An 18,091-nucleotide genomic window follows, 5' to 3' on the forward strand; every position below is an offset into this window, starting at 1 on the left:
AGAGGCGCAATTGATCAGAGAAGGGAAGGGTGCGATTTGAAGAATCAAGCAGAACAACTCCGTCCTGCGCATGAAAAGACGTTACTGCCGCTCGGCTCGGTCGTGTTGCTGCGCGACGGAAGCAAGAAATTGATGATATATGGCCGCAAGCAGCTGCAAATCAAGACGAATCGTCTGTTTGATTATTTGGGCGTCGTCTATCCGGAAGGGTACATAGACGAGAACTTTTCCTTTTTATTCAATCATGAGGATATCGACGTTGTCGCCCATGTAGGTTTTTCGAACTATGAAGAAGAAGCGTTTCAAAAAATACTTAAGGAAGTTTCACCAGCTAAGTAAAAGGTAATATGGAAATTAGGTCCAGGGCCTCTTACCGAGTAGGAATGGAATTCATGTACAATTGACCTAGCATTTATCCTATCCATTTCCAAAGGAGGAAGTTAATAATGGCAGGCCGTATCTTAATTACACCTGAACAAGTGGACCAGGTCGCAAATCAATTCAAGCAGGGCGGAGAGCAAAGCCAACAGGTGGTCTCCAGCCTGACGCAAGCGATTCAAGGCATGGAAGGTCAATGGGAAGGGATGACGAAGCAACGCTTCTTCCAGGAGTTCCAGGAAGCCGGCAGACAGATGCAGGCTTTCGTTCAGACGCTGAACGGCATCAGCGAAGAACTGCGCGCGATTGCGAACAAGTTCCGCACAATCGACCAACAGCGATAATACGGAATGCGGGGCTGTGCCGCCGCTGCGTATGAACCTGATAAGAAAACCGGGCGTTGTAGCGACTCCCGGTTTTCTTGCAGTATGCCGCATTAGGTAACCTGAATCACCACTGGGGGATGGGAATGTCATTTCAGCCGAATCCGGGAGATTCGATCCGGCTGTACGGAACCGATTATCTCATTGGAGAGCACCCGGCTGCTCCCGGTCTGGCTTATGCGCAGGCCGGAAGGCAAGGAATCGTATACCAATTGATCCCGCATGACGGCGACATGCAGGAGATGAAGGCGCTCAAGGTGTTCTTTCCGAAATACCGCATACCGGCCATGGTCTATCAGTCGGAGCAGCTGGATGCGTACAGCGCCTTGCCCGGTCTGAGCGTATGCAAGCGGCACATCTTGACTCCTGAAAAAAACGGAGGAATCATCCAGGCGCATACCGACCTGTTGTACGCGGTGCTGATGCCATGGGTACATGGCCCTACCTGGTTGGATATGATCGCAGCCCAGCGGGCCCTAACCCGGCGGGAAAGCCTTGAGCTGGCGACCTCCCTCGCGGAGATCTGCTCGGGGATGGAGCAAAAGGGATTGGCTCACTGCGATTTGTCTGCGCCGAACGTATTGCTTCCGTTTTTTTCGGAAGTTAACAGGCATCGCAGCGGATCCAAGATCGAGCTCGTCGACGTGGAGCAGATGTACAGCCCGAAGCTGGACCGGCCGGACGTGCTTCTCGCCGGTTCGCCGGGATATGCGGCGCACCGCACCGTTCAGAGCGGATTGTGGAGCGCGTATGCGGATCGGTTCGCCGGGGCGATCATTCTCGCCGAGATGCTCGGCTGGTCCGACGACAGAGTTATCGGGCGCGCATGGGGAGAGAGCTTTTTCGATCAGCATGAAATGCAGACCGCCTGCGAGCGGTACGGGTTAATGAAGCGCTCGCTGGAGGAGCGCTGGGGGACGAAGGTTGCCGAGCTGTTCGTCCGGGCGTGGGAGAGCCAGGACTTGAGCAGCTGCCCGACCTTCGGGGAATGGCTCATTATTTTGTCCGGCGTGTCCGCTGACGAGCCGGTCGAGGTGCAGCCGTCTCAGTCTGCTGGGGGAACGCCGGCGGGCAAGCCGGATTCCGAACCGGCCGGGCAAGACCCGGTTCCGCCGTTGGCCGCTTCGCAAGCGGCCGGCCGTTCCGATCCGAATGTGGTGGATCGGCTGTTCAACCAGGCCAGGGAGCTGGAACAGAAGAAGCAATGGCAGAGCGCGCTTGAGGTGTATCGTTCGGCACATCATTTCGTCTCTGCCGGAAGCCCGATGGAGGTCGAATTGGCAGCGGCCATCGCAGGCTTGGAGGAGCGGCTGCGCGCGGCGCAAGCCCCGCCGGGGAAGCGTCCGGGCATGCGCCGCAGAACCGCCGCGCTGCTGGCGGCGGGTATCGTCGTCCTGCTGCTGGGCGCGAGTCCGCTTGTGTATAACATGCTGCAGGCCGACGCGCTGAAGGCGAAGGATCAGCAGGAGGCGCTGGCCGCGAAGCAGCGGGAGGAGGCGGAGCTGGCCCGCAAGCAGGCGGAGGAGGAAGCCCGCCGCAAGCAGGAGGTAGAGGCGCGGCTGGCGGCCCAGCGGGAGGAACAGGCGAAGAAGGAGCAGGAACGGAAGAAGCTGGAGCAGCAGAAGCTGGCTGAGAAAAAGCGGGCCGAGCAGAAGAAGAAGGAAGAAGAGCGGAAGAAGCTTCAGGAGAAGTATGATAAGCAGGCGAAATATGAGAAGTACCTCCAGTGGAAGCAGCAGCAGGCCGAGGCGCAGAAGCGCAAGCAGGAGGAAGAGGCCCGCAAGCGCAAGGAGCAGGAGGAATTGAAGCGGATTCGGGAGCGGGATGCGGTCCTGCTCGTGGCCTCCTATAACATGACCTATAATTCCGCCAAGCGGGATAATCACGAGAAGGCCCGCAAGAGTGCGCTGGAATTCGCCAAGCGCTACGAGAAGGATCCCGATTATTTCAATAAGAAGCCTGACATGTCCGCCCGGGCGGGACATATTTATAAATATTTGAAAAATCGGGAGCATGAGCTTCCCGATATTTAATCCGGAAAGCATGAGAGAACAGAGGTGACACCGAAGCGGATGAACTACACGATTCAAGCTTCCCAACGGACGCCGGCGCTCATTATTTATCTCATTGACATCAGCGCTTCGATGAATATGCTGATGGACGGCAAGCGCCGGATTGACATTGTATACGAAGCGTTGTCCTTGGCCATTCGGCAGATGGTATTCCGGTCCACCAAGGGCAACCGGCTCACGCCCCGGTACCGCCTGGCCATCCTGGCCTACAGCGATGATGTATACGACCTGCTGAACGGAATCAAGGGCATCGACGAGATCGCCAGCCTTGGCTCGCTGCCGGATCTGACGCCGATCCGGTTCTCCGATTCGGCCAAGGCGTTCCGGCAGGCGGAACGGATCCTGGAGGCGGAGCTGCCGAATATGCAGGACTGCCCGGCTCCGCTTGTCTGCCATATGACCGACGGGGTCGCGACCGGGGAGGACCCGGAGCCGATCGCGAAGCGGATTATGCAAATGAGCGTGCCGGACGGCAATGTGCTGGTGGAGAATATTTTCATATCGGATCATATTATGGGCTCGCCGATTGCGGAGCCGCGCCGCTGGAAAGGGATTATGGCGGATACGCCATTCAAGGATGAGCATGCCGAGAAGCTGCGCAACATGTCCTCCGTCCTGCCGGAGAGTTACCGGGAGATGCTGGTCGAAGCGGATTATCATCTCGCTCCCGGCGCGCGCATGATGCTCCCCGGAAGCTGCGCGGAGCTCGTGTCCATCGGGTTCCAGATGTCGGCAGCTACGCCGGTTCGGTAGGGATGGGGAGATTGGGCATGCGAATTGGCCGAAGAAAATCGTCCCGACATGACACCGCGGTGCAGCGAATCCTGTGCTCCCAGCATAGCGAGCATCCCGTAACGACCATTGAACACCCGTACCGGTGCAGGTACGGCTATGCGCGGGCGGAGGAGACGGTCCAACAGCGCGAGAACGGGCAGGACTACCTCGGACTGCATCTGCAGGGCCACGGCTGCAGCTTCGTGCTGTGCGATGGAGTCAGCATGAGCTATCAGGGCGACTTCGCCGCCCGGTTCCTCGGCGAGCGGCTGCTCGGCTGGCTGGCAGACCTGGGCGCGCCGCCAAGCGAGCAAGCCTTCCATGCCTATATCGGAGGGCTGACCCTCCCGGCGACGAAGGCGGTAGAAGGTCTGCCGATACCCCGTGGCACGCCGCAGCTGCTGAGGGAAGTGCTCGAAGAGAAGCGGCGCCGCGGCAGCGAATCGATGTTCATCTGCGGCCGCATCGAGCGCGCCAGCCGCAGCGGGCTTCGCAAGGGCAGGCTGTGGCTCGCCTGGCAGGGCGACTGCCGTCTGCGCCTGTGGGTGAACGGCACGGAAGTGAAGGCGCCGTTCCAGGACAAGATACGCATCGGCGAGCGCTGGTCCACGTTAACCGGCCCGGTCGGCGGTGCGCCGCATTTGTTCACGATGGACCTGCCCCGCTCCGGGACGTACCGGCTGCTCTGTTACACGGACGGCTTGCGCGAGCTCGACGGATGCAGCGGAACGCCATCGGATGCGGAGCTGCAGCGGATGCTGGATCAGCCGCAGGGCGGCGCGCTGACGGATGACGCCTCCTTTATCGAGGTGTCGTGGTGAGCAGGCCGCTCTGTTTATCATACGCCAAGGAAGGACATCGGAAGCGATGTTCTTTTTTTTTGCAGATTTTCGGGTTAAATAACGGTATAATGGAGGAGATTTACGGAGAACGCGCATTTGGAGAAGAGAGAAGAAAGGTTGACTTCATGAAACGAAAACATGCTGACCGCAGCGATTGGAAACGGATTGAATCGCGTGATTTTGCTATGATGCATCAGGAAACCGAAGATTTCTCGGGTTATGTGACGCTGATCCATTTCCATGCGGTGCGTGCGCCGCTTGTCAAAAAAATGGACGGCCGGAAGCTCGTGCTGGCGGACGCCGGCTATTATTGGATGCAGCATTTCCCGCAAGGCAAGCGCTATTCCGTGACGACAATGCTGAATGACAAGGAAGAAGTGGTCCAGTGGTATGTGGACATCTGCGAGCCTTCCGAACTGGACGAACGCGGAATTCCGTATTATGACGATCTATACCTGGACGTCGTCCTGCTGCCGTCAGGGAAGGTCTTTTTGCTGGATGAAGAGGAATTGGCCGAGGCGCTTCGCCTGAGACGCATTTCGGAGGAACAGTACCGGTTGGCGTCCGAGGAAGCGCATGCTTTGATGGAGCATATAACGGAGCTGGCCGCCGTGCGGAACGGCATGCATGATTTCCGCAAGCTGAAGCCGCTGCTTCGCCCTTATCCGAACGGATAAGGCGGAGCAACTTGTGTCTTAGTGGTCGGCGGGGAAGCACGTACTGAATCATGACAGGCGGTGGTGTCTCCGATGGATATCGGATTCGTTTCATTTTTTGGATTTATTCCGCTTTTGATTTATACGTCGGTCATCGTCCTTGGCATCTACATCAGTATTTTGTTCATCCGCGCGCTGCACCGGACCATCCGCGCGCTGCACCGGACCATCCGCTGGCTGGACTTGTCCATTCGGGAGAAGGAGAGCCGGAACAACCGGATGGGCCGGGGGATGGTCCGAGAGTTTACTGAAGCGCCGGGGCGCACGTTTGCGGTGCGCCCCGGCGTCATCATCATTTTGCGGGAATGCGGATGACTTCGATGGCTTGCAGCGGAATGGCGGCGATGTGCCCGGAAGGCCCGTTCAGAATCGGGGAAACCTTAAGGGTGAGAGTGGAGCTGCCGACGGATTGCAGCGTCCCCTCTGTCACGCCATGAGCGGTCATGATCTCGACCGCAGTCCCGATATAACTTCGCAGCAGTTGGCGAAAAATCATCGCGAGATCTCCTCTCTGCTTGCCGATGATTGGACATAGGTCACTTTGGAAAACGGTATGAGGGCGCGATCGCCGGTTGTCTCCCTTAGCTGCAGAACGCCGGCGCCTACGCTGAGGAGCACGCCCCGCACCGCAGCGCTTGGGGTGCAGACCATGATCTCCGTTCCCACCTTGAACTCCAGGAACCGTTTTAATTCTTCATTAGGGCCCGAAGCCGCTTCATCTGCGCCGCGAGCCAATTCCTCGACTTTTTCCTCCAGTTGGCGAAGCTTGTTAACAAGCCGGCCGTACCCGAACCAGAAGCCCATCTTGCTTCCTCCTCTCTTACGATCCATCTGGTCAATCTGTTCCGACAGCCATCACAACCAGCGATGCCGCCGGCATCGCTGCTCGATATCCGCCTTCAGGCGGCGAAGCTGGCGCACGCTCTCGCGTTCGGCCTGGCGGATGCGGGGCAGGGCCGCCTGCGCCTTGGTCTGGCCGTGTTCAAGGAAATCCTCGATTCTCTGCCAATCGTCTTCTCCCTGCTCCTCATCGGAGCAGACATATTTCTCCATCCCGAACGGTCTGAGCAGGCTGCGGAGCTTATTCATCTTGCTGAAGGCGAACACGGGTTTTCCGGCGCGCAGCGCCACAAGCGACGGATGGAGTTTGCTTGAGATCAGCATGTCCATCGATTGGATGATGCTGTAGGTGACGTCGAGCTCCATAAGCAGCGGAAGCGGTTCGGCGGAGGCGCGGGGATGGCGAGCCTTCAGGGCTCGGTACAGCCGATTGCACATGTCGAAGTCGGAGAAGCCGTTCATCGGATGATTCATGACGGGGATAAGGGCAAGATGGAAGCCTTCGCTTGTCAACCGGAGGAAGAGCCGGAGCATTGCTTCGAACGGGAAGGCGGAACAGGCGGAGACGACGATGCCGATCGTGGGCCTGTCGGATAATCGCTTCACGGGGAACCGGGACTCCTGATAGCCGAAAGCGATGTCCGGAGCCATCGTCGGATAAGGGTGGAATCGGGCCCGGGAAGCGGCAGCAAGCGAATGGGCATCGCGGAATACGGCCTTGTTGGCCCGCCGTATCCGTTCCCGGTACAGCTTCACTTGGTCTTGCGGCCAGGTCTCTTCCGGCCCGTCATCGGCAATGCCAACACCATATACCCAGGTGGGATGATTGCGCAGCGCCGCCGGAAAGTAATAAGGGTTGAAGTAGTGCGGCGTGATCAGATCTCCGCCGCCGATGATGACGGCATCGGTCTCATCCGGATTCATATGCGGCAGCCAGGGGTAGACGGCATGTCCGTCGAAACGCTTCTGCAGCGTCCGCAAGCATAAATCGTCGCCGAAGTTCCCCATCCCGTAATATCCGCATACGGCAATATTCATCAATGCACCTCCTCTGCTTCAAAATGAACCAGCCGCTTGCAGCCTTCCTCTCTACCATATGCGAGATTGATAGAATCGAGATTCCGCCCTCGCCCTTTGCCTTGGAAAATCATTATTTGCCATGCGGCTTGCATGCCGCGTGCCGGCTCAGCTTCGCGGTGGAACGAAGCGATTTCTTTGAATCAAGGGCAGCTATGCTTGCCTAGTTCAGCAAGCCTATCCGGGAGGCCCCCCAAGTCCCTTTTTCAGGAAATGACTCTCTTCTTGCGAAACAGGTTTGCTATACTGGAAGTATTCTCGACGCTTCTCGACGGGATTGTGCAGCCGGCAGCCGGCCCGGACCCGTGCGGGCGGGCACAGGCGCGGCGCATTCATACGGAACATCGGCCGGAAGCCACACGGATAAGGGGATGGGACGTCATGGCGAAGTACAAGTCCCTGTTTATTAACTTCTATGGAACGTTGGCATGGGAAGATGAGAACATTTTGCAGATTGTGTTCCGCAATATCCAGGTGAATTCCCGCCGGGAATGCAGCCTGCAGGAGATTGGAAATTACTGGTGGCAGAGCTTATCCAGGCTGCTTCTCGAGAGCTACGGCCGCGCTTATCAGAGCCAGCGCCAGCTCGCGTGGGAATGCCTGGCCGAGACGCTCGTTTATTTCGATTCGTTCAGCCGGCCGGATGATCTGCTCGCGCTGCAGTACGCCAATTGGGAACAGCCGAATCTTTACAAGGATGCGAGACGGTTCGTGGAGCAGGCCCGCCAATCCTATCCGGTCTATATTTTGTCGAATACGGATCGGGCCGATATCGAGGCGGCTCTGCGCCTGCACGGTTTGGAGGTGGACGGGGTCATGACGAGCGAGGATGTCCGCGCTTACAAGCCGCGGCCGGAGATATTCCGCTGTGCTCTGGAGCAGTTCGGGGTAAAGCGGGAGGATGTGCTTCATATCGGAGATTCCTTGAGCGGCGATGTGGGGGGCGCGACGAACGTCGGAATCGATACGGTCTGGCTGAACCGGAAAAACAAGCTGGGCAGCTTCCCGCATATCCGGTTCATCTGCAGCGATCTGTGTCAGTTGTCCGCTCATTTGCTGTAAGCATACTGTCTTGCATCGCTGCTATTATCTTTCCTCCGGAAGGTTCATTGCTCTATCTAATTTAGGTAACCAGGAGGCTGAATGGAATGCGTTCGGCCTCCTGCCGTATCTTCTGCCATATCTTCTTCTGCTGTCTCTCCGTGGCGGCTCGCGGACGGCTTAGGCCAGATGGCAGGCGACATAATGTCCCGGCTTCGCTTCCCGGAACTCCGGCTTGCGCTCGGCGCAGGTCCCGTTCGCGTACGGGCATCGCGTCCGGAAGGAGCAGCCGCTCGGCGGACGCAGCGGACTCGGCAGCTCGCCGCTCAGCACGATGCGCTCCTTGTCGGCCTCGACGTCGGGATCGGGGACGGGAATGGCGGACATGAGCGCCCGCGTATACGGGTGAAGCGGCTCCGCATACAGCGTCCCGCTATCGGCCAGCTCCACGATCCGGCCCAAGTACATGACGGCCACCCGATCGCTGATATGCTTGACCATGGACAGATCATGCGCGATGAACAGGTAGGTCAGTCCAAGCCGCTTCTGCAGATCCTGCAGCAGATTGACGACCTGGGCCTGAATCGATACGTCCAAGGCCGAGATCGGCTCGTCGCAAATGATAAACTTCGGATCGACGGCCAGCGCGCGGGCGATTCCGATGCGCTGGCGCTGGCCGCCCGAGAACTCATGGGGATAGCGGGTGGCATGATCGGGATTGAGCCCGACCAGGTGAAGCAGAGCCTCGACCTGCTTCCTGCGCGCTGAACGGCTGTCGGCGAGACGGTGAATGTCCAGCGCCTCCCCGATAACGTCCATGATGGTCATGCGCGGATTGAGCGATGCGTACGGGTCCTGGAAGATCATCTGCATCTCGCGGCGGAACGCCTTGAGCTGGCGCGGCTTCAGCCGGTAAATATTCGTTCCTCCATACCAGGCTTCCCCCTCCGTTGGCTCGTACAGGCGGAGGATCGTCCGCCCCGCCGTCGATTTGCCGCATCCCGATTCGCCCACCATCCCGAGCGTTTCTCCTCTACGTACGGTAAAGCTGATGTCATGGACGGCCTTCAGCGTCTGGCCCCGTCCAAGGTGGAAATGCTTGCTCAGCCGGTTGATCCGGAGCAATGGCTCTATGCTCATCTGGCCACCTCCCGTGCCAGCGTATCCAGCAGCCAGCAGCTCGCGCCGTGGGTTCCGCTGATGGAGGTCGCTTCCGGCTGCCGTTCCTGGCAGACGCGCATCGCATCGCTGCAGCGGGCCCAGAACGGGCAGCCGGCCGGCGGCTTGGCCAGATCGGGCGGCGTGCCGTAAATCGGCACGAGCAGCTCATCCTTGCTCTGATCGATTCGCGGGAGGGACCGCAGCAGACCTCTGGTATAGGGATGCCGCGGCTGCCTGAATATTTCCCTCTTCGTGCCGGTCTCGACGATCTGGCCCGCATACATGACGATGACGCGTTCGCATAGATCCGCCACGATGCCAAGATCGTGCGTGATCAGAATGATCGATGTCCCGAAGTCGCGCTGCAGCTGCTTGAGCACGCGCAGAATCTGGGCCTGTATCGTCACGTCAAGCGCCGTCGTCGGCTCGTCCGCGATGAGCAGCGCCGGGCGGCAGGCCAAGGCAATGGCGATCATGGCCCGCTGCCTCATCCCTCCGGAGAACTCATGCGGATATTGGGAGAAGCGCGTGGCCGGATGGGGGATGCCGACCATCTCCAGCATCTCTATCGTCCGGCGCTTGGCTTCCTGCGATGTCAGGCGCTGATGCTTCATCAGCACTTCGGTAATCTGGCGGCCGATCGTCATCGTCGGATTGAGCGATGTCATCGGATCCTGGAAGATCATCCCGATATCCTTGCCCCGGATGGACTGCATTTCCCGCTCCTTCATACGAAGCAGATCTTTTCCCTGGAACCGGATCTCCCCTTGATGAATGCGGGCGGGAGGATGCGGCAGAAGACGCATGATCGCTTGGGCGGTCACGCTCTTGCCGCAGCCGGATTCGCCGACGATGGCGACGGCCTCGCCGGGCTGGATATGGAATCCGATGCCGCGCACGGCTTGCACCTCGCCGCCGCGGACATGGAAGGAGACACGGAGATCTTGGACTTCTAGCAATCGCTGCATGGGCGAACCCTCCTTGTCCTTATTTTTTCATCTTCGGATCGAGCGCATCGCGCAGCCCGTCGCCGAACAGATTGAAGCACAGCATCATCAAGCTGATGAACAGCGCAGGGAAGGCAAGGCGCCAAGGATGAATGATCATGGCCTTGAGCGCGTCGTTAATCATCGTCCCCCACGATGCGGCCGGCGATTGCACGCCCAGCCCGAGGAAGCTCAGCACCGCTTCGCTGAAGATGGCGGCCGGCACCGCCAAGGTCAAGGTGACGATAATCGGGCCCATGGCGTTCGGCAGGAGATGCCGGAACAGAATGCGCATGCCCGACGAGCCCAGGGAACGGGAGGCGAGGGCATATTCCTGATTTTTGAGCTGCATCATCTGCCCGCGCACGATCCAGGACATATTGATCCAGCCGGTTACGCACAGCGCCATTATAATCGTGCTCAGGCTCGGCTCGAAGACGACGCCGAGCAGAATCGCCACCAGCAGATCCGGAATGGAGTAGATGACTTCGGAGATTTTGTTCATCACCTCGTCGAGACGTCCGCCGATATAGCCCATGATGCCGCCGTAGATGACGCCGATGACGAGGTTGATGGCCGCGGCGGAGAAGCCGACGGTAAGCGAGATACGGGCCCCCATCCACGTGCGGGCGAACATGTCGCGGCCGAGATCGTCCGTGCCGAACCAATGCTCGGCGGAAGGCGGATGGTTCGTCTTCTCCAGATTATTGGAGTAGTAATCGTAAGGCGTCAGCATCGGGCCGATAATCGCCATGACGATGATGAGCAGCAAGAAGACAAGGCCCGTCATGGCAACCCGGTTGCCGCGCAGCCGCAGCCAGGCGTCGCGCCATGCGGATACGCTTTCCTGTTCGATCGCTTCCGCCGCATGTTCGCTGACGTTCGCCTTCCGGAAGTCTTCCGGGGCGAGAGGGCGTTCTTCGGCAGGGGAGGAATGGAACATGGTCATGCGGCCTTCTCCTTTCTCGAGACAAGAGTGATGCGGGGATCGATCAATCCGTACGCGATGTCGGTGATGAAGCGGGCGCACATCAGAATCAGCCCGTAAAATAGGGTGATGCCCATAATAAGCGAGTAGTCGCGGTTGCTGATGCTCGTCACGAATATTTTGCCGAGCCCCCCGATTCCGAAAATTTGCTCGATGATGAAGGAGCCTGTCACGACGTTGGCCGTGAGCGGCCCAAGATAGGTGACAACGGGCAGAATGCCGTTGCGAAGCACATGCCGGCGGATGATGGCGCCGCGGGACAAGCCTTTGGCCTTGGCGGTCTTAATATAATCGGCCGTCAACACTTCCAGCATGTTCGAGCGCGTCAGGCGCGCGATGAAGGCGATAGGCAAGGCGGAGAGCGCCAGGGTCGGCATAATGTAATCAAGCGGCCCGCTCAGGCCTACGACATGCAGCCATTTCAGCTTCACGCCGAAAATATATTGGAAGAAGGAGGCCAGGACGAAGCTGGGGACCGATACGCCCAGAACGGCGATGACCATCGAGGCGGAGTCGAGCAGCTTGCGATGCCGCAGCGCCGCCACCATGCCTAGGCTGACGCCGACGACGACGGAGACGATGATCGAGACGACGCCGAGCTTCAGGGAGTAGGGGAAGGCATCGCGAATGGTCTGGCCGACTTCGCGGTCCTGCATTTTCATCGAAATCCCGAGATCGCCTTTCGCCAAGTTGGACAAGTAGACGAAATATTGCTCATACAGCGGTTTATCCAGTCCGTATTGGGCCATGAGACGGGCGCGAATTTCCGGCGGAACCGCTTTTTCGGACATGAACGGGTCGCCGGGAATGGCCTTCATGAGCAAAAAGGTGACGGAAGCCAGCACCCACAGCGACAGGATGAGATAGAACAGCTTGGTCAAGGAGTACCGTATCATGGATGCATCCTCCTTCTGGTCAGGTTCATTCCGCCACGGATATGAAGAAGCGGGACGCACCGGCTACTGGGCCAAGTGCATCCCGGACGGACCTCATACCGGGCAAGCGCGAGCTGCGCCGTTATTCGAAGTAACCCCGGCTGTAGTTAATCATTCCTTGATAGTCGATAAACACGTTTTTGAGATTCGGCTTCTTCAACCCGACATTCGTGTAGTAGTACAGCGGAAGAATGGCCTGATCCTGCTCGATCAGCAGGCGCTCCGCCTTTGCCATCAATTCCATCCTTTCCTTGTTATCCAACGATTGCTTCGCGTCCCGGACGAGCTTGTCGAATTCCGGATTGCTGTACCCGATATCGTTGTTGCCGCTTCCGGTCATGTACAGATCGATGAAGGACATCGGGTCGTTGTAGTCGGTCGACCATCCGGCCCGGGCCATCTGATAGTTGAGCGCGGTCCGGTTCTTCAGGAAGACGCCCCATTCCTGGTTCTCGATTTTCACTTTGATGCCGAGATTTTTGCTCCACATGTCGGCGACGGCCTCGGCTACTTTTTTGTGGCTCTCATCGGTATTGTAGGCGAGCGTGATCTCAGGCATGGCGGACAGACCCAGCTCGCTGAGCCCCTTCTGCAGCAGCGCCTTCGCTTCCTCTATATCTTCCTTGAAATAATCATCCTTGTGCTCGGAGCGGTATTCTGCTTTCTCGCCTGCGATTCCCGGAGGAACGATGCCGAACGCGGGCAGCTGTCCGCCGAGAGTCACCTTGTCGGCAATGAGCTGGCGGTCGATCGCCATCGACAGCGCTTTGCGGATGTTGACGTTATTGAACGGCTCCTGCATATTGTTGAATAAATAGTAGTAGCTGGAGGCGATGCCCTTAATCTCTAGTTCGTCCGGCTTCGTCTCCTTCAAGATCGGAATTTGCTCGTTCGGAACGCGTCCGGTCGGCATGCCGGCGTAGTCGATTTGGTCGGTCTCGTACATATTCAGCTCCGATCCCGAATCGGCGACCATGGACATTTGCACCTTGGTGAATTTAATTTCATCCTTGCCGTAGTAATGCTCATTCTTCACCATCTCCAGCGAGCTTTGCTGCTTCCATTCGCTGATTTTGAACGGTCCGTTCGAAATAATGGTGCTCGCCTCGGAGGCCCATTTCGGATTGTCTTTGACGGAGGAATGTACCGGGAAATAGGTCTGGAAAGAAAGCAGGCTTAAAAAATACGGAGTGGAATGCTCCAGCTCGACTTCGAGCGTGTTGGCATCAACCGCCTTGATGGCGACGGAATTCGGATCGGCGTTCTGACCGGTGTTGTATGCTTCCGCGCCCTTAATATAGTACAGCTGATAAGCGTACGGCGGCGCCGGCTCGGTCTTCGGATCGAGCACCCGTTTCCAAGAGAACTCGAAGTCTTCCGCGGTCACGGGATCTCCGTTCGACCATTTCGCGTCCTTCCGCAAATGGAAGGTGTACTTGGTGCCGTCCGGGGATATTTCCCACTTCTCGGCGGTGCCCGGGACGGCTTCTCCGCCCTCGCTGCTCCGCGTCAACCCTTCGAACAGTCCGTTAAGCACGGCGTGCGCCACCGTGTCTTGCGCCAGTCCGGGATCGAGCGTCGGCGGGTTCGAATGCAGATTGAAGCGGAAGACCTGCTCCTTCGGCGCTTCGGTCTTGCCCCCGGGCGCCGGATCAGCGGGCGTTTCATTGTTCGCCGACGGAGGCGAGGAAGAGTTGGTGCCTTGGCCGCTGCCGCTGCAAGCACACATAAAAGCGCTTACAGACAGTAATAGTGTCAGCACGGCCAGCATGGATTTACGTCTCATTCGCATAGCGTACCCCTCTCTTGGTTTGAAGTGGTCCACCTGGCCGGGGGCAAGACGATGAAGCGGCAGCGATGCGGCCATCGGTGTATACCTATCATTCTATAAACATGCCAACTCGTCTCTATTTATTCCCATTTGCGATAAATTTTCATGAAGAATGTCATGGAAAGCGAGGATTCTCGGCGTGGAGCGGGGGGAGAAGCGGGCCTCTCGGTTCAGGTCAGGCGAAGAGCGCGAAGAAAACGGGACCGGAAGAGTCCGGTCCCGTTCGGCGTCCGCCGTCCTGCTGAGGGCGGCATACGGATTATTCGGAATAATAAGGCTGCGGCTCATACCAGAGCGTAACGGTTCTTGACTTGCCTTCCCAAGTAAAGTCGAACAGAAATACGTCATGCAGCAGTTGAATCGGCACATAGGTCTTCCCTTTGAGCACTTTGGGAAGCGTGGTCAGCTTCGTATCCTTGCCATTGACTTTCATCTTATTGGTAAGCGAGTTCCAGGCGATATCATCCTCGGGGCCATCGATATATACGGTGTGGCTGATAGCTTCCCACCGGACCTTGAACTGAAACGCTTCACTGATATCCATGATGGGCACATAGGTCTTGCTGTCGATCAGAAGTCCGTTCTCTGTTATCGGTTCGCCGTCCTTGTCGACGACCAGAACGCTGACGGGTTCGGGCGTGAGCTTCGCGGCCCCGGACTTGTCTTCCTCCTTGGCGGCCGATGCCGGAAGGCTGATCGATGCCACCAGAGCTCCTATTAATATAATCATGCCCAATGTACGAAGAGTAGCTTGCATTGAACCGACAACCTCCTTTACTACTAGTTTATAACGCGGATAACCCGAAAAAGTTACATGTTTCTTCAATTTTCTTGCCTTTCTCAAAAAAAATGTCGTCTTCAGGGCATCGAACGGCATTACATGCCCGGTATTTACCCGGAACGGAGACTTATGATTCAGGCAGCAGAGGATTGGATATAGGCGGGATGGCGGACGGGAAGGGGGCGCGTTCGAAGATGATGCAGTTGATGGCGGGGTGAACCGCCGGGTTGACAAGAGGAAAGAATTGCCGTTTTAGGGCGGCGGGATCGCCGGCATGAGTGCCGCGCAGGAGCTCATGGAGCGCGGATTCCACGTTACGGTATTGGAGTCGCGACGCATTCCCGGAGGGAAGGCGCGCAGCATGCCCGTGCCGGGAACGGGAATAGGGGGACGCCGGGATTTGCCGGCTGAACACGGATTCCGCTTTTTCCCAAAGTTCTACAAGCATGTCACGGACACGATGAAGCGCATCCCTTATCTAGGGGGGCGCCGCAGCGTCTATGATAACCTCATCGAGGGAACGAATCTGGGACTTGCGTTTTTCGACCGGCCGATGCAGCCTTTTCTGACCGAATTCCCCCAATCCATCAGCGGATGGAGAACCTTGCTCAAATCTCTCTTCAGGAACAATCTCAGACTCAGCGAGCATGATATCGACCACTATGTGTCTGCGCTATGGAAGGTGCTGACGAGCTGTGACGAGCGCAGATTGCTCGACTATCAGCGCGTCTCCTGGTGGGATTTCCTGCAGGCGGAGAAGCAGTCCCCCGAATTCCGGCACATCTTTACCGGCTTGACGCGCATTCTTGTCGCAGCCAGAGCCAGAGAAGTAAACGCTTGCACGGTCGGCACGGTCGGAGCGACGATCATGCTGGACATGGTGCTGCCGGGAGGCAGCGCCGATCGGCTTTTGAACGGGCCGACGAACGATGTATGGATTAACCCGTGGCTGAACTACTTGCGGCAGGGGGGCGTCGATTACCGCTTCGGCGCCAAGGTCGAGCATATTCACTGCGAGGACGGCCGGATCCAAGGGGTAACGGTAACCGAGAACGGCCAGTCCAGTCGGCTGACCGCGGACTATTACCTTGCGGCGCTGCCGGTGGAAGTGATGGCCGAATTGCTGAATGACGGTCTGCTTGCCGGCGATCCGCTGCTGGGCGGGTTAATTGAGCTGGCCAAGAGTGTCGAGTGGATGAACGGTGTCCAATTTTATTTGAAGGAGGATGTGCCGATCATTCATGGACATGTCATCTATATGGACAGTCCTTGGGCGTTGACCTCGGTATCGCAAGCCCAGTTCTGGCCCGAATTCCGGTTAAGCGATTATGGCAACGGTCAGGTGAGGGGGATTATCTCGATTGACGTGTCCGATTGGAAGGTTCCGGGCATCTTGTACGGGAAGCCGGCGATGGAATGCACGCGGGAAGAGATTAAGGCCGAGGTGTGGGAACAGATCAAGCGCAGCCTGAATCAGGACAAGATCGTGCTGTCCGACGAGATGCTCGTGGAGTGGAATCTGGATGAAGACATTCAATTTGAAGAGGGGCGGGCGACCAATGCGGAGCCGCTGCTCGTGAACCACGTGAACACCTGGAATCTGCGGCCGAACGCCTACACGGCGATTCCGAATTTGTTCCTGGCTTCCGACTATGTCCGGACGAATACGGATCTGGCTACGATGGAAAGCGCGAACGAAGCCGCCCGCCGGGCCGTCAACTGCATTCTGGAGCGCGCCGGCTCCGATGGGCCCCCATGCAAAATATGGGACATGTATGATTATCCGATCCTGTCGGCTTGGCGTTCCAACGATCGGGCCCGTTTCCACAAAGGCCTGCCCTGGAACGGGAAAATAATCGGTTAACTCGCTTTTCGCGTACGGCGAATGGCTAATACGTTCGGAAAGGAACGGTTAACTTTGATCGATTCTATACTATCCCAGGAATTCAAGGGACTGCTGTATATTATGTCCGCTTGTCTGATGTTTTTGTTGATCACGCCGCAGTTCATGTTCGCCAATTACCGGAGAAAGATGCTGTTCATCGGTATCCTTTTGGTGCTTACGTATTTCTATATTCGCTATGAGAAGATTCATCCGTTCGTGTACGGCGTTCATCTCACGCCGATCTCGCTGACGCTGGCGGCGATGTTTGAAGGCTTTTTGCCGGGGATCGTCACCTGGCTTGCCTTCAATCTGTGCACCGTGCTGCTGCTGGGAGAGAATGTGCTGGCGACCGCTGTCGGCTCGACGCTGCTGCTCGTGATGGGCCTTTATTTCCACTACCGGCATGTGCTTCAGAGCACCTATTGGCAGATTTGCCTGCTGGCCGTTACCTTGACGACGACCTATTTGCTCGGGTATTTGCTGTGCTTCACGCAATGGCAGCACCTGACCGGCGTCGATGCGGGAGTGGCGGTGGTCGGCACGTATTTGTCGGCGATGTACGTCAGTTATATTTATCATCATGTCAAAAATCAGGAAAAAATGCGGGAAGAGCTGTTCCGCGCCGAGAAGTATCAGGTCGTGGGCCAACTGGCCGCATCCATCTCCCATGAGATTCGCAACCCTCTTACCACATCCCAAGGCTTTCTTCAACTGATGACGAAGGAGAATCTCACCCCCGAGCAATTCGAGAACTATCACCGCCATGCCGTAGCGGGAATCGAGCAGGCAAATGCGATCATCACGGATTATTTGAACTATGCCAAGCCTGTCGTCGAGCTGGCCCGGCCGCTTCACGTTCAGAAGGAGGTGGATGATGTCGTCGCCATGATCGCGCCGCTGTGCGCCTTGTCCGAGGTCAAGGTGAACACCCAGCATCTGACCAAATCTCCGCGCTATGTGTCGGGGGAATCGAAGAAGCTGCAGCAATGTCTGCTGAACATTATGAAGAACGCGGTCGAGTCGATGCCAAGCGGCGGCGAGCTGACCGTGACGACATGGTCCGACAACGAGGGCGTTCATATCCATATCAAGGATACTGGAGTCGGTATGAGCGAGAGTCAGATCAAACGCATCGGCATGCCGTTCTACACGACAAAGGAGAAGGGGACCGGCTTGGGCCTGATGGTCGTCATCGGATTGATGAAGGCGATGAACGGCAAGGTATCCTACTACAGCCGGCCGGATGAAGGGACGACCTGCGTGCTGCAGTTCAAGCAGGTGAGGCTGTTCCGGTAGCCCCCGATTATGCCGGCTCCGCTTAATGCAGAACAGCCAAGAGCGTTGGATAGCTCTTGGCTGTTTGAGGCCGTCCCGAGGAGAGAATCAGCCTCCTGTCGGGAC

General features: G+C 57.6%; 19 protein-coding genes. 10 read left to right on the forward strand and 9 right to left on the reverse strand.

Annotated elements, in window-relative coordinates:
- Positions 1-36: 36 nt before the first annotated feature.
- The 7 genes from OCY70_RS12775 (at position 37) to OCY70_RS12805 (ending at position 5,480) form a co-directional block, all read left to right on the forward strand.
- Positions 37-339 (forward strand): DUF4176 domain-containing protein, encoded by a 303-nt coding sequence (locus OCY70_RS12775; RefSeq protein ID WP_213426990.1) that lies wholly within the window; start codon positions 37-39, stop codon positions 337-339.
- A 107-nt stretch (positions 340-446) separates the two neighbouring features.
- Entirely contained in the window at positions 447-722 is a 276-nt protein-coding gene (locus OCY70_RS12780; RefSeq protein WP_213426989.1) for a WXG100 family type VII secretion target, read from the forward strand.
- A gap of 125 nt (positions 723-847) precedes the next feature.
- Complete coding sequence (locus OCY70_RS12785) at positions 848-2,794, forward strand: hypothetical protein (RefSeq protein ID WP_213426988.1); 1,947 nt, start codon at positions 848-850, stop codon at positions 2,792-2,794.
- Between the two features lie 39 nt (positions 2,795-2,833).
- Positions 2,834-3,586 carry a vWA domain-containing protein gene (locus OCY70_RS12790; protein WP_213427024.1) on the forward strand — a complete coding sequence of 251 codons (753 nt, stop codon included), beginning with the start codon at positions 2,834-2,836 and terminating at the stop codon, positions 3,584-3,586.
- Between the two features lie 17 nt (positions 3,587-3,603).
- On the forward strand, positions 3,604-4,428 hold the full coding sequence (locus OCY70_RS12795; RefSeq protein ID WP_213426987.1) for a hypothetical protein: 825 nt from the start codon (positions 3,604-3,606) through the stop codon (positions 4,426-4,428).
- Between the two features lie 146 nt (positions 4,429-4,574).
- The gene (locus OCY70_RS12800) at positions 4,575-5,126 is read left to right on the forward strand and encodes a DUF402 domain-containing protein (RefSeq protein WP_213426986.1); all 552 of its coding nucleotides are present in this window, start codon (positions 4,575-4,577) and stop codon (positions 5,124-5,126) included.
- Between the two features lie 72 nt (positions 5,127-5,198).
- Positions 5,199-5,480 (forward strand): hypothetical protein, encoded by a 282-nt coding sequence (locus OCY70_RS12805; RefSeq protein WP_213426985.1) that lies wholly within the window; start codon positions 5,199-5,201, stop codon positions 5,478-5,480.
- Here OCY70_RS12805 and OCY70_RS12810 read toward each other — a convergent pair.
- The 3 genes from OCY70_RS12810 to OCY70_RS12820 are packed head-to-tail and all read right to left on the reverse strand — an operon-like array spanning position 5,458 to position 7,043.
- Entirely contained in the window at positions 5,458-5,661 is a 204-nt protein-coding gene (locus OCY70_RS12810; RefSeq protein ID WP_213426984.1) for a hypothetical protein, read from the reverse strand. The two genes, OCY70_RS12805 and OCY70_RS12810, sit on opposite strands and share 23 nt — an antisense overlap.
- Complete coding sequence (locus OCY70_RS12815) at positions 5,658-5,969, reverse strand: hypothetical protein (RefSeq protein ID WP_213426983.1); 312 nt, start codon at positions 5,967-5,969, stop codon at positions 5,658-5,660. Before OCY70_RS12815 ends, OCY70_RS12810 begins: the two co-directional genes overlap by 4 nt.
- 51 nt (positions 5,970-6,020) lie before the next feature.
- Positions 6,021-7,043, reverse strand: coding sequence for a polysaccharide pyruvyl transferase family protein (locus OCY70_RS12820; RefSeq protein WP_213426982.1), 1,023 nt, complete (start codon positions 7,041-7,043; stop codon positions 6,021-6,023).
- A gap of 264 nt (positions 7,044-7,307) precedes the next feature.
- On the opposite strand from OCY70_RS12820, the gene OCY70_RS12825 reads away from it, so the two are divergent.
- On the forward strand, positions 7,308-8,144 hold the full coding sequence (locus tag OCY70_RS12825) for an HAD family hydrolase (protein WP_213426981.1): 837 nt from the start codon (positions 7,308-7,310) through the stop codon (positions 8,142-8,144).
- Between the two features lie 159 nt (positions 8,145-8,303).
- Here OCY70_RS12825 and OCY70_RS12830 read toward each other — a convergent pair whose 3' ends face one another.
- From OCY70_RS12830 to OCY70_RS12855, 6 genes are all read right to left on the reverse strand, one after another.
- Positions 8,304-9,263, reverse strand: a complete 960-nt coding sequence (locus OCY70_RS12830) for an ABC transporter ATP-binding protein (RefSeq protein ID WP_213426980.1) — start codon at positions 9,261-9,263, stop codon at positions 8,304-8,306.
- A complete protein-coding gene (locus tag OCY70_RS12835) occupies positions 9,260-10,252 on the reverse strand; it encodes an ABC transporter ATP-binding protein (RefSeq protein ID WP_213426979.1) in 993 nt (330 codons plus the stop codon). Before OCY70_RS12835 ends, OCY70_RS12830 begins: the two co-directional genes overlap by 4 nt.
- Positions 10,253-10,271: 19 nt before the next feature.
- Complete coding sequence (locus OCY70_RS12840) at positions 10,272-11,219, reverse strand: ABC transporter permease (protein WP_213426978.1); 948 nt, start codon at positions 11,217-11,219, stop codon at positions 10,272-10,274.
- On the reverse strand, positions 11,216-12,154 hold the full coding sequence (locus OCY70_RS12845; protein WP_213426977.1) for an ABC transporter permease: 939 nt from the start codon (positions 12,152-12,154) through the stop codon (positions 11,216-11,218). Before OCY70_RS12845 ends, OCY70_RS12840 begins: the two co-directional genes overlap by 4 nt.
- 121 nt (positions 12,155-12,275) lie before the next feature.
- A complete protein-coding gene (locus OCY70_RS12850; protein ID WP_213426976.1) occupies positions 12,276-13,979 on the reverse strand; it encodes a peptide ABC transporter substrate-binding protein in 1,704 nt (567 codons plus the stop codon).
- A 304-nt stretch (positions 13,980-14,283) separates the two neighbouring features.
- Positions 14,284-14,781, reverse strand: coding sequence for a copper amine oxidase N-terminal domain-containing protein (locus tag OCY70_RS12855; RefSeq protein WP_213426975.1), 498 nt, complete (start codon positions 14,779-14,781; stop codon positions 14,284-14,286).
- A gap of 289 nt (positions 14,782-15,070) precedes the next feature.
- Here OCY70_RS12855 and OCY70_RS12860 point away from each other — a divergent pair, with 289 nt between their 5' ends.
- Entirely contained in the window at positions 15,071-16,669 is a 1,599-nt protein-coding gene (locus tag OCY70_RS12860) for a hydroxysqualene dehydroxylase (protein ID WP_261944928.1), read from the forward strand.
- Between the two features lie 54 nt (positions 16,670-16,723).
- Positions 16,724-17,986: a sensor histidine kinase gene (locus OCY70_RS12865; RefSeq protein ID WP_213426973.1), complete on the forward strand. Its 1,263-nt coding sequence runs from the start codon at positions 16,724-16,726 to the stop codon at positions 17,984-17,986.
- The last annotated feature ends 105 nt before the right edge of the window (positions 17,987-18,091 follow it).

The sequence above is a fragment of the Paenibacillus melissococcoides genome (genome assembly GCA_944800085.1).
Taxonomy (GTDB): Bacteria; Bacillota; Bacilli; order Paenibacillales; family Paenibacillaceae; genus Paenibacillus_B; species Paenibacillus_B melissococcoides.

What these genes read in the sequence shown, in the direction of transcription:
- OCY70_RS12780 (WP_213426989.1), top strand. Translation starts at nt 447, where the DNA reads ATGGCAGGCCGTATCTTAATTACACCTGAACAAGTGGACCAGGTCGCA.
- OCY70_RS12785 (WP_213426988.1), top strand. Translation starts at nt 848, where the DNA reads ATGTCATTTCAGCCGAATCCGGGAGATTCGATCCGGCTGTACGGAACC.
- OCY70_RS12790 (WP_213427024.1), top strand. Translation starts at nt 2,834, where the DNA reads ATGAACTACACGATTCAAGCTTCCCAACGGACGCCGGCGCTCATTATT.
- OCY70_RS12795 (WP_213426987.1), top strand. Translation starts at nt 3,604, where the DNA reads ATGCGAATTGGCCGAAGAAAATCGTCCCGACATGACACCGCGGTGCAG.
- OCY70_RS12800 (WP_213426986.1), top strand. Translation starts at nt 4,575, where the DNA reads ATGAAACGAAAACATGCTGACCGCAGCGATTGGAAACGGATTGAATCG.
- OCY70_RS12805 (WP_213426985.1), top strand. Translation starts at nt 5,199, where the DNA reads ATGGATATCGGATTCGTTTCATTTTTTGGATTTATTCCGCTTTTGATT.
- OCY70_RS12810 (WP_213426984.1), bottom strand. Translation starts at nt 5,661, where the DNA reads ATGATTTTTCGCCAACTGCTGCGAAGTTATATCGGGACTGCGGTCGAG.
- OCY70_RS12815 (WP_213426983.1), bottom strand. Translation starts at nt 5,969, where the DNA reads ATGGGCTTCTGGTTCGGGTACGGCCGGCTTGTTAACAAGCTTCGCCAA.
- OCY70_RS12820 (WP_213426982.1), bottom strand. Translation starts at nt 7,043, where the DNA reads ATGAATATTGCCGTATGCGGATATTACGGGATGGGGAACTTCGGCGAC.
- OCY70_RS12830 (WP_213426980.1), bottom strand. Translation starts at nt 9,263, where the DNA reads ATGAGCATAGAGCCATTGCTCCGGATCAACCGGCTGAGCAAGCATTTC.
- OCY70_RS12835 (WP_213426979.1), bottom strand. Translation starts at nt 10,252, where the DNA reads ATGCAGCGATTGCTAGAAGTCCAAGATCTCCGTGTCTCCTTCCATGTC.
- OCY70_RS12840 (WP_213426978.1), bottom strand. Translation starts at nt 11,219, where the DNA reads ATGACCATGTTCCATTCCTCCCCTGCCGAAGAACGCCCTCTCGCCCCG.
- OCY70_RS12845 (WP_213426977.1), bottom strand. Translation starts at nt 12,154, where the DNA reads ATGATACGGTACTCCTTGACCAAGCTGTTCTATCTCATCCTGTCGCTG.
- OCY70_RS12850 (WP_213426976.1), bottom strand. Translation starts at nt 13,979, where the DNA reads ATGAGACGTAAATCCATGCTGGCCGTGCTGACACTATTACTGTCTGTA.
- OCY70_RS12855 (WP_213426975.1), bottom strand. Translation starts at nt 14,781, where the DNA reads ATGCAAGCTACTCTTCGTACATTGGGCATGATTATATTAATAGGAGCT.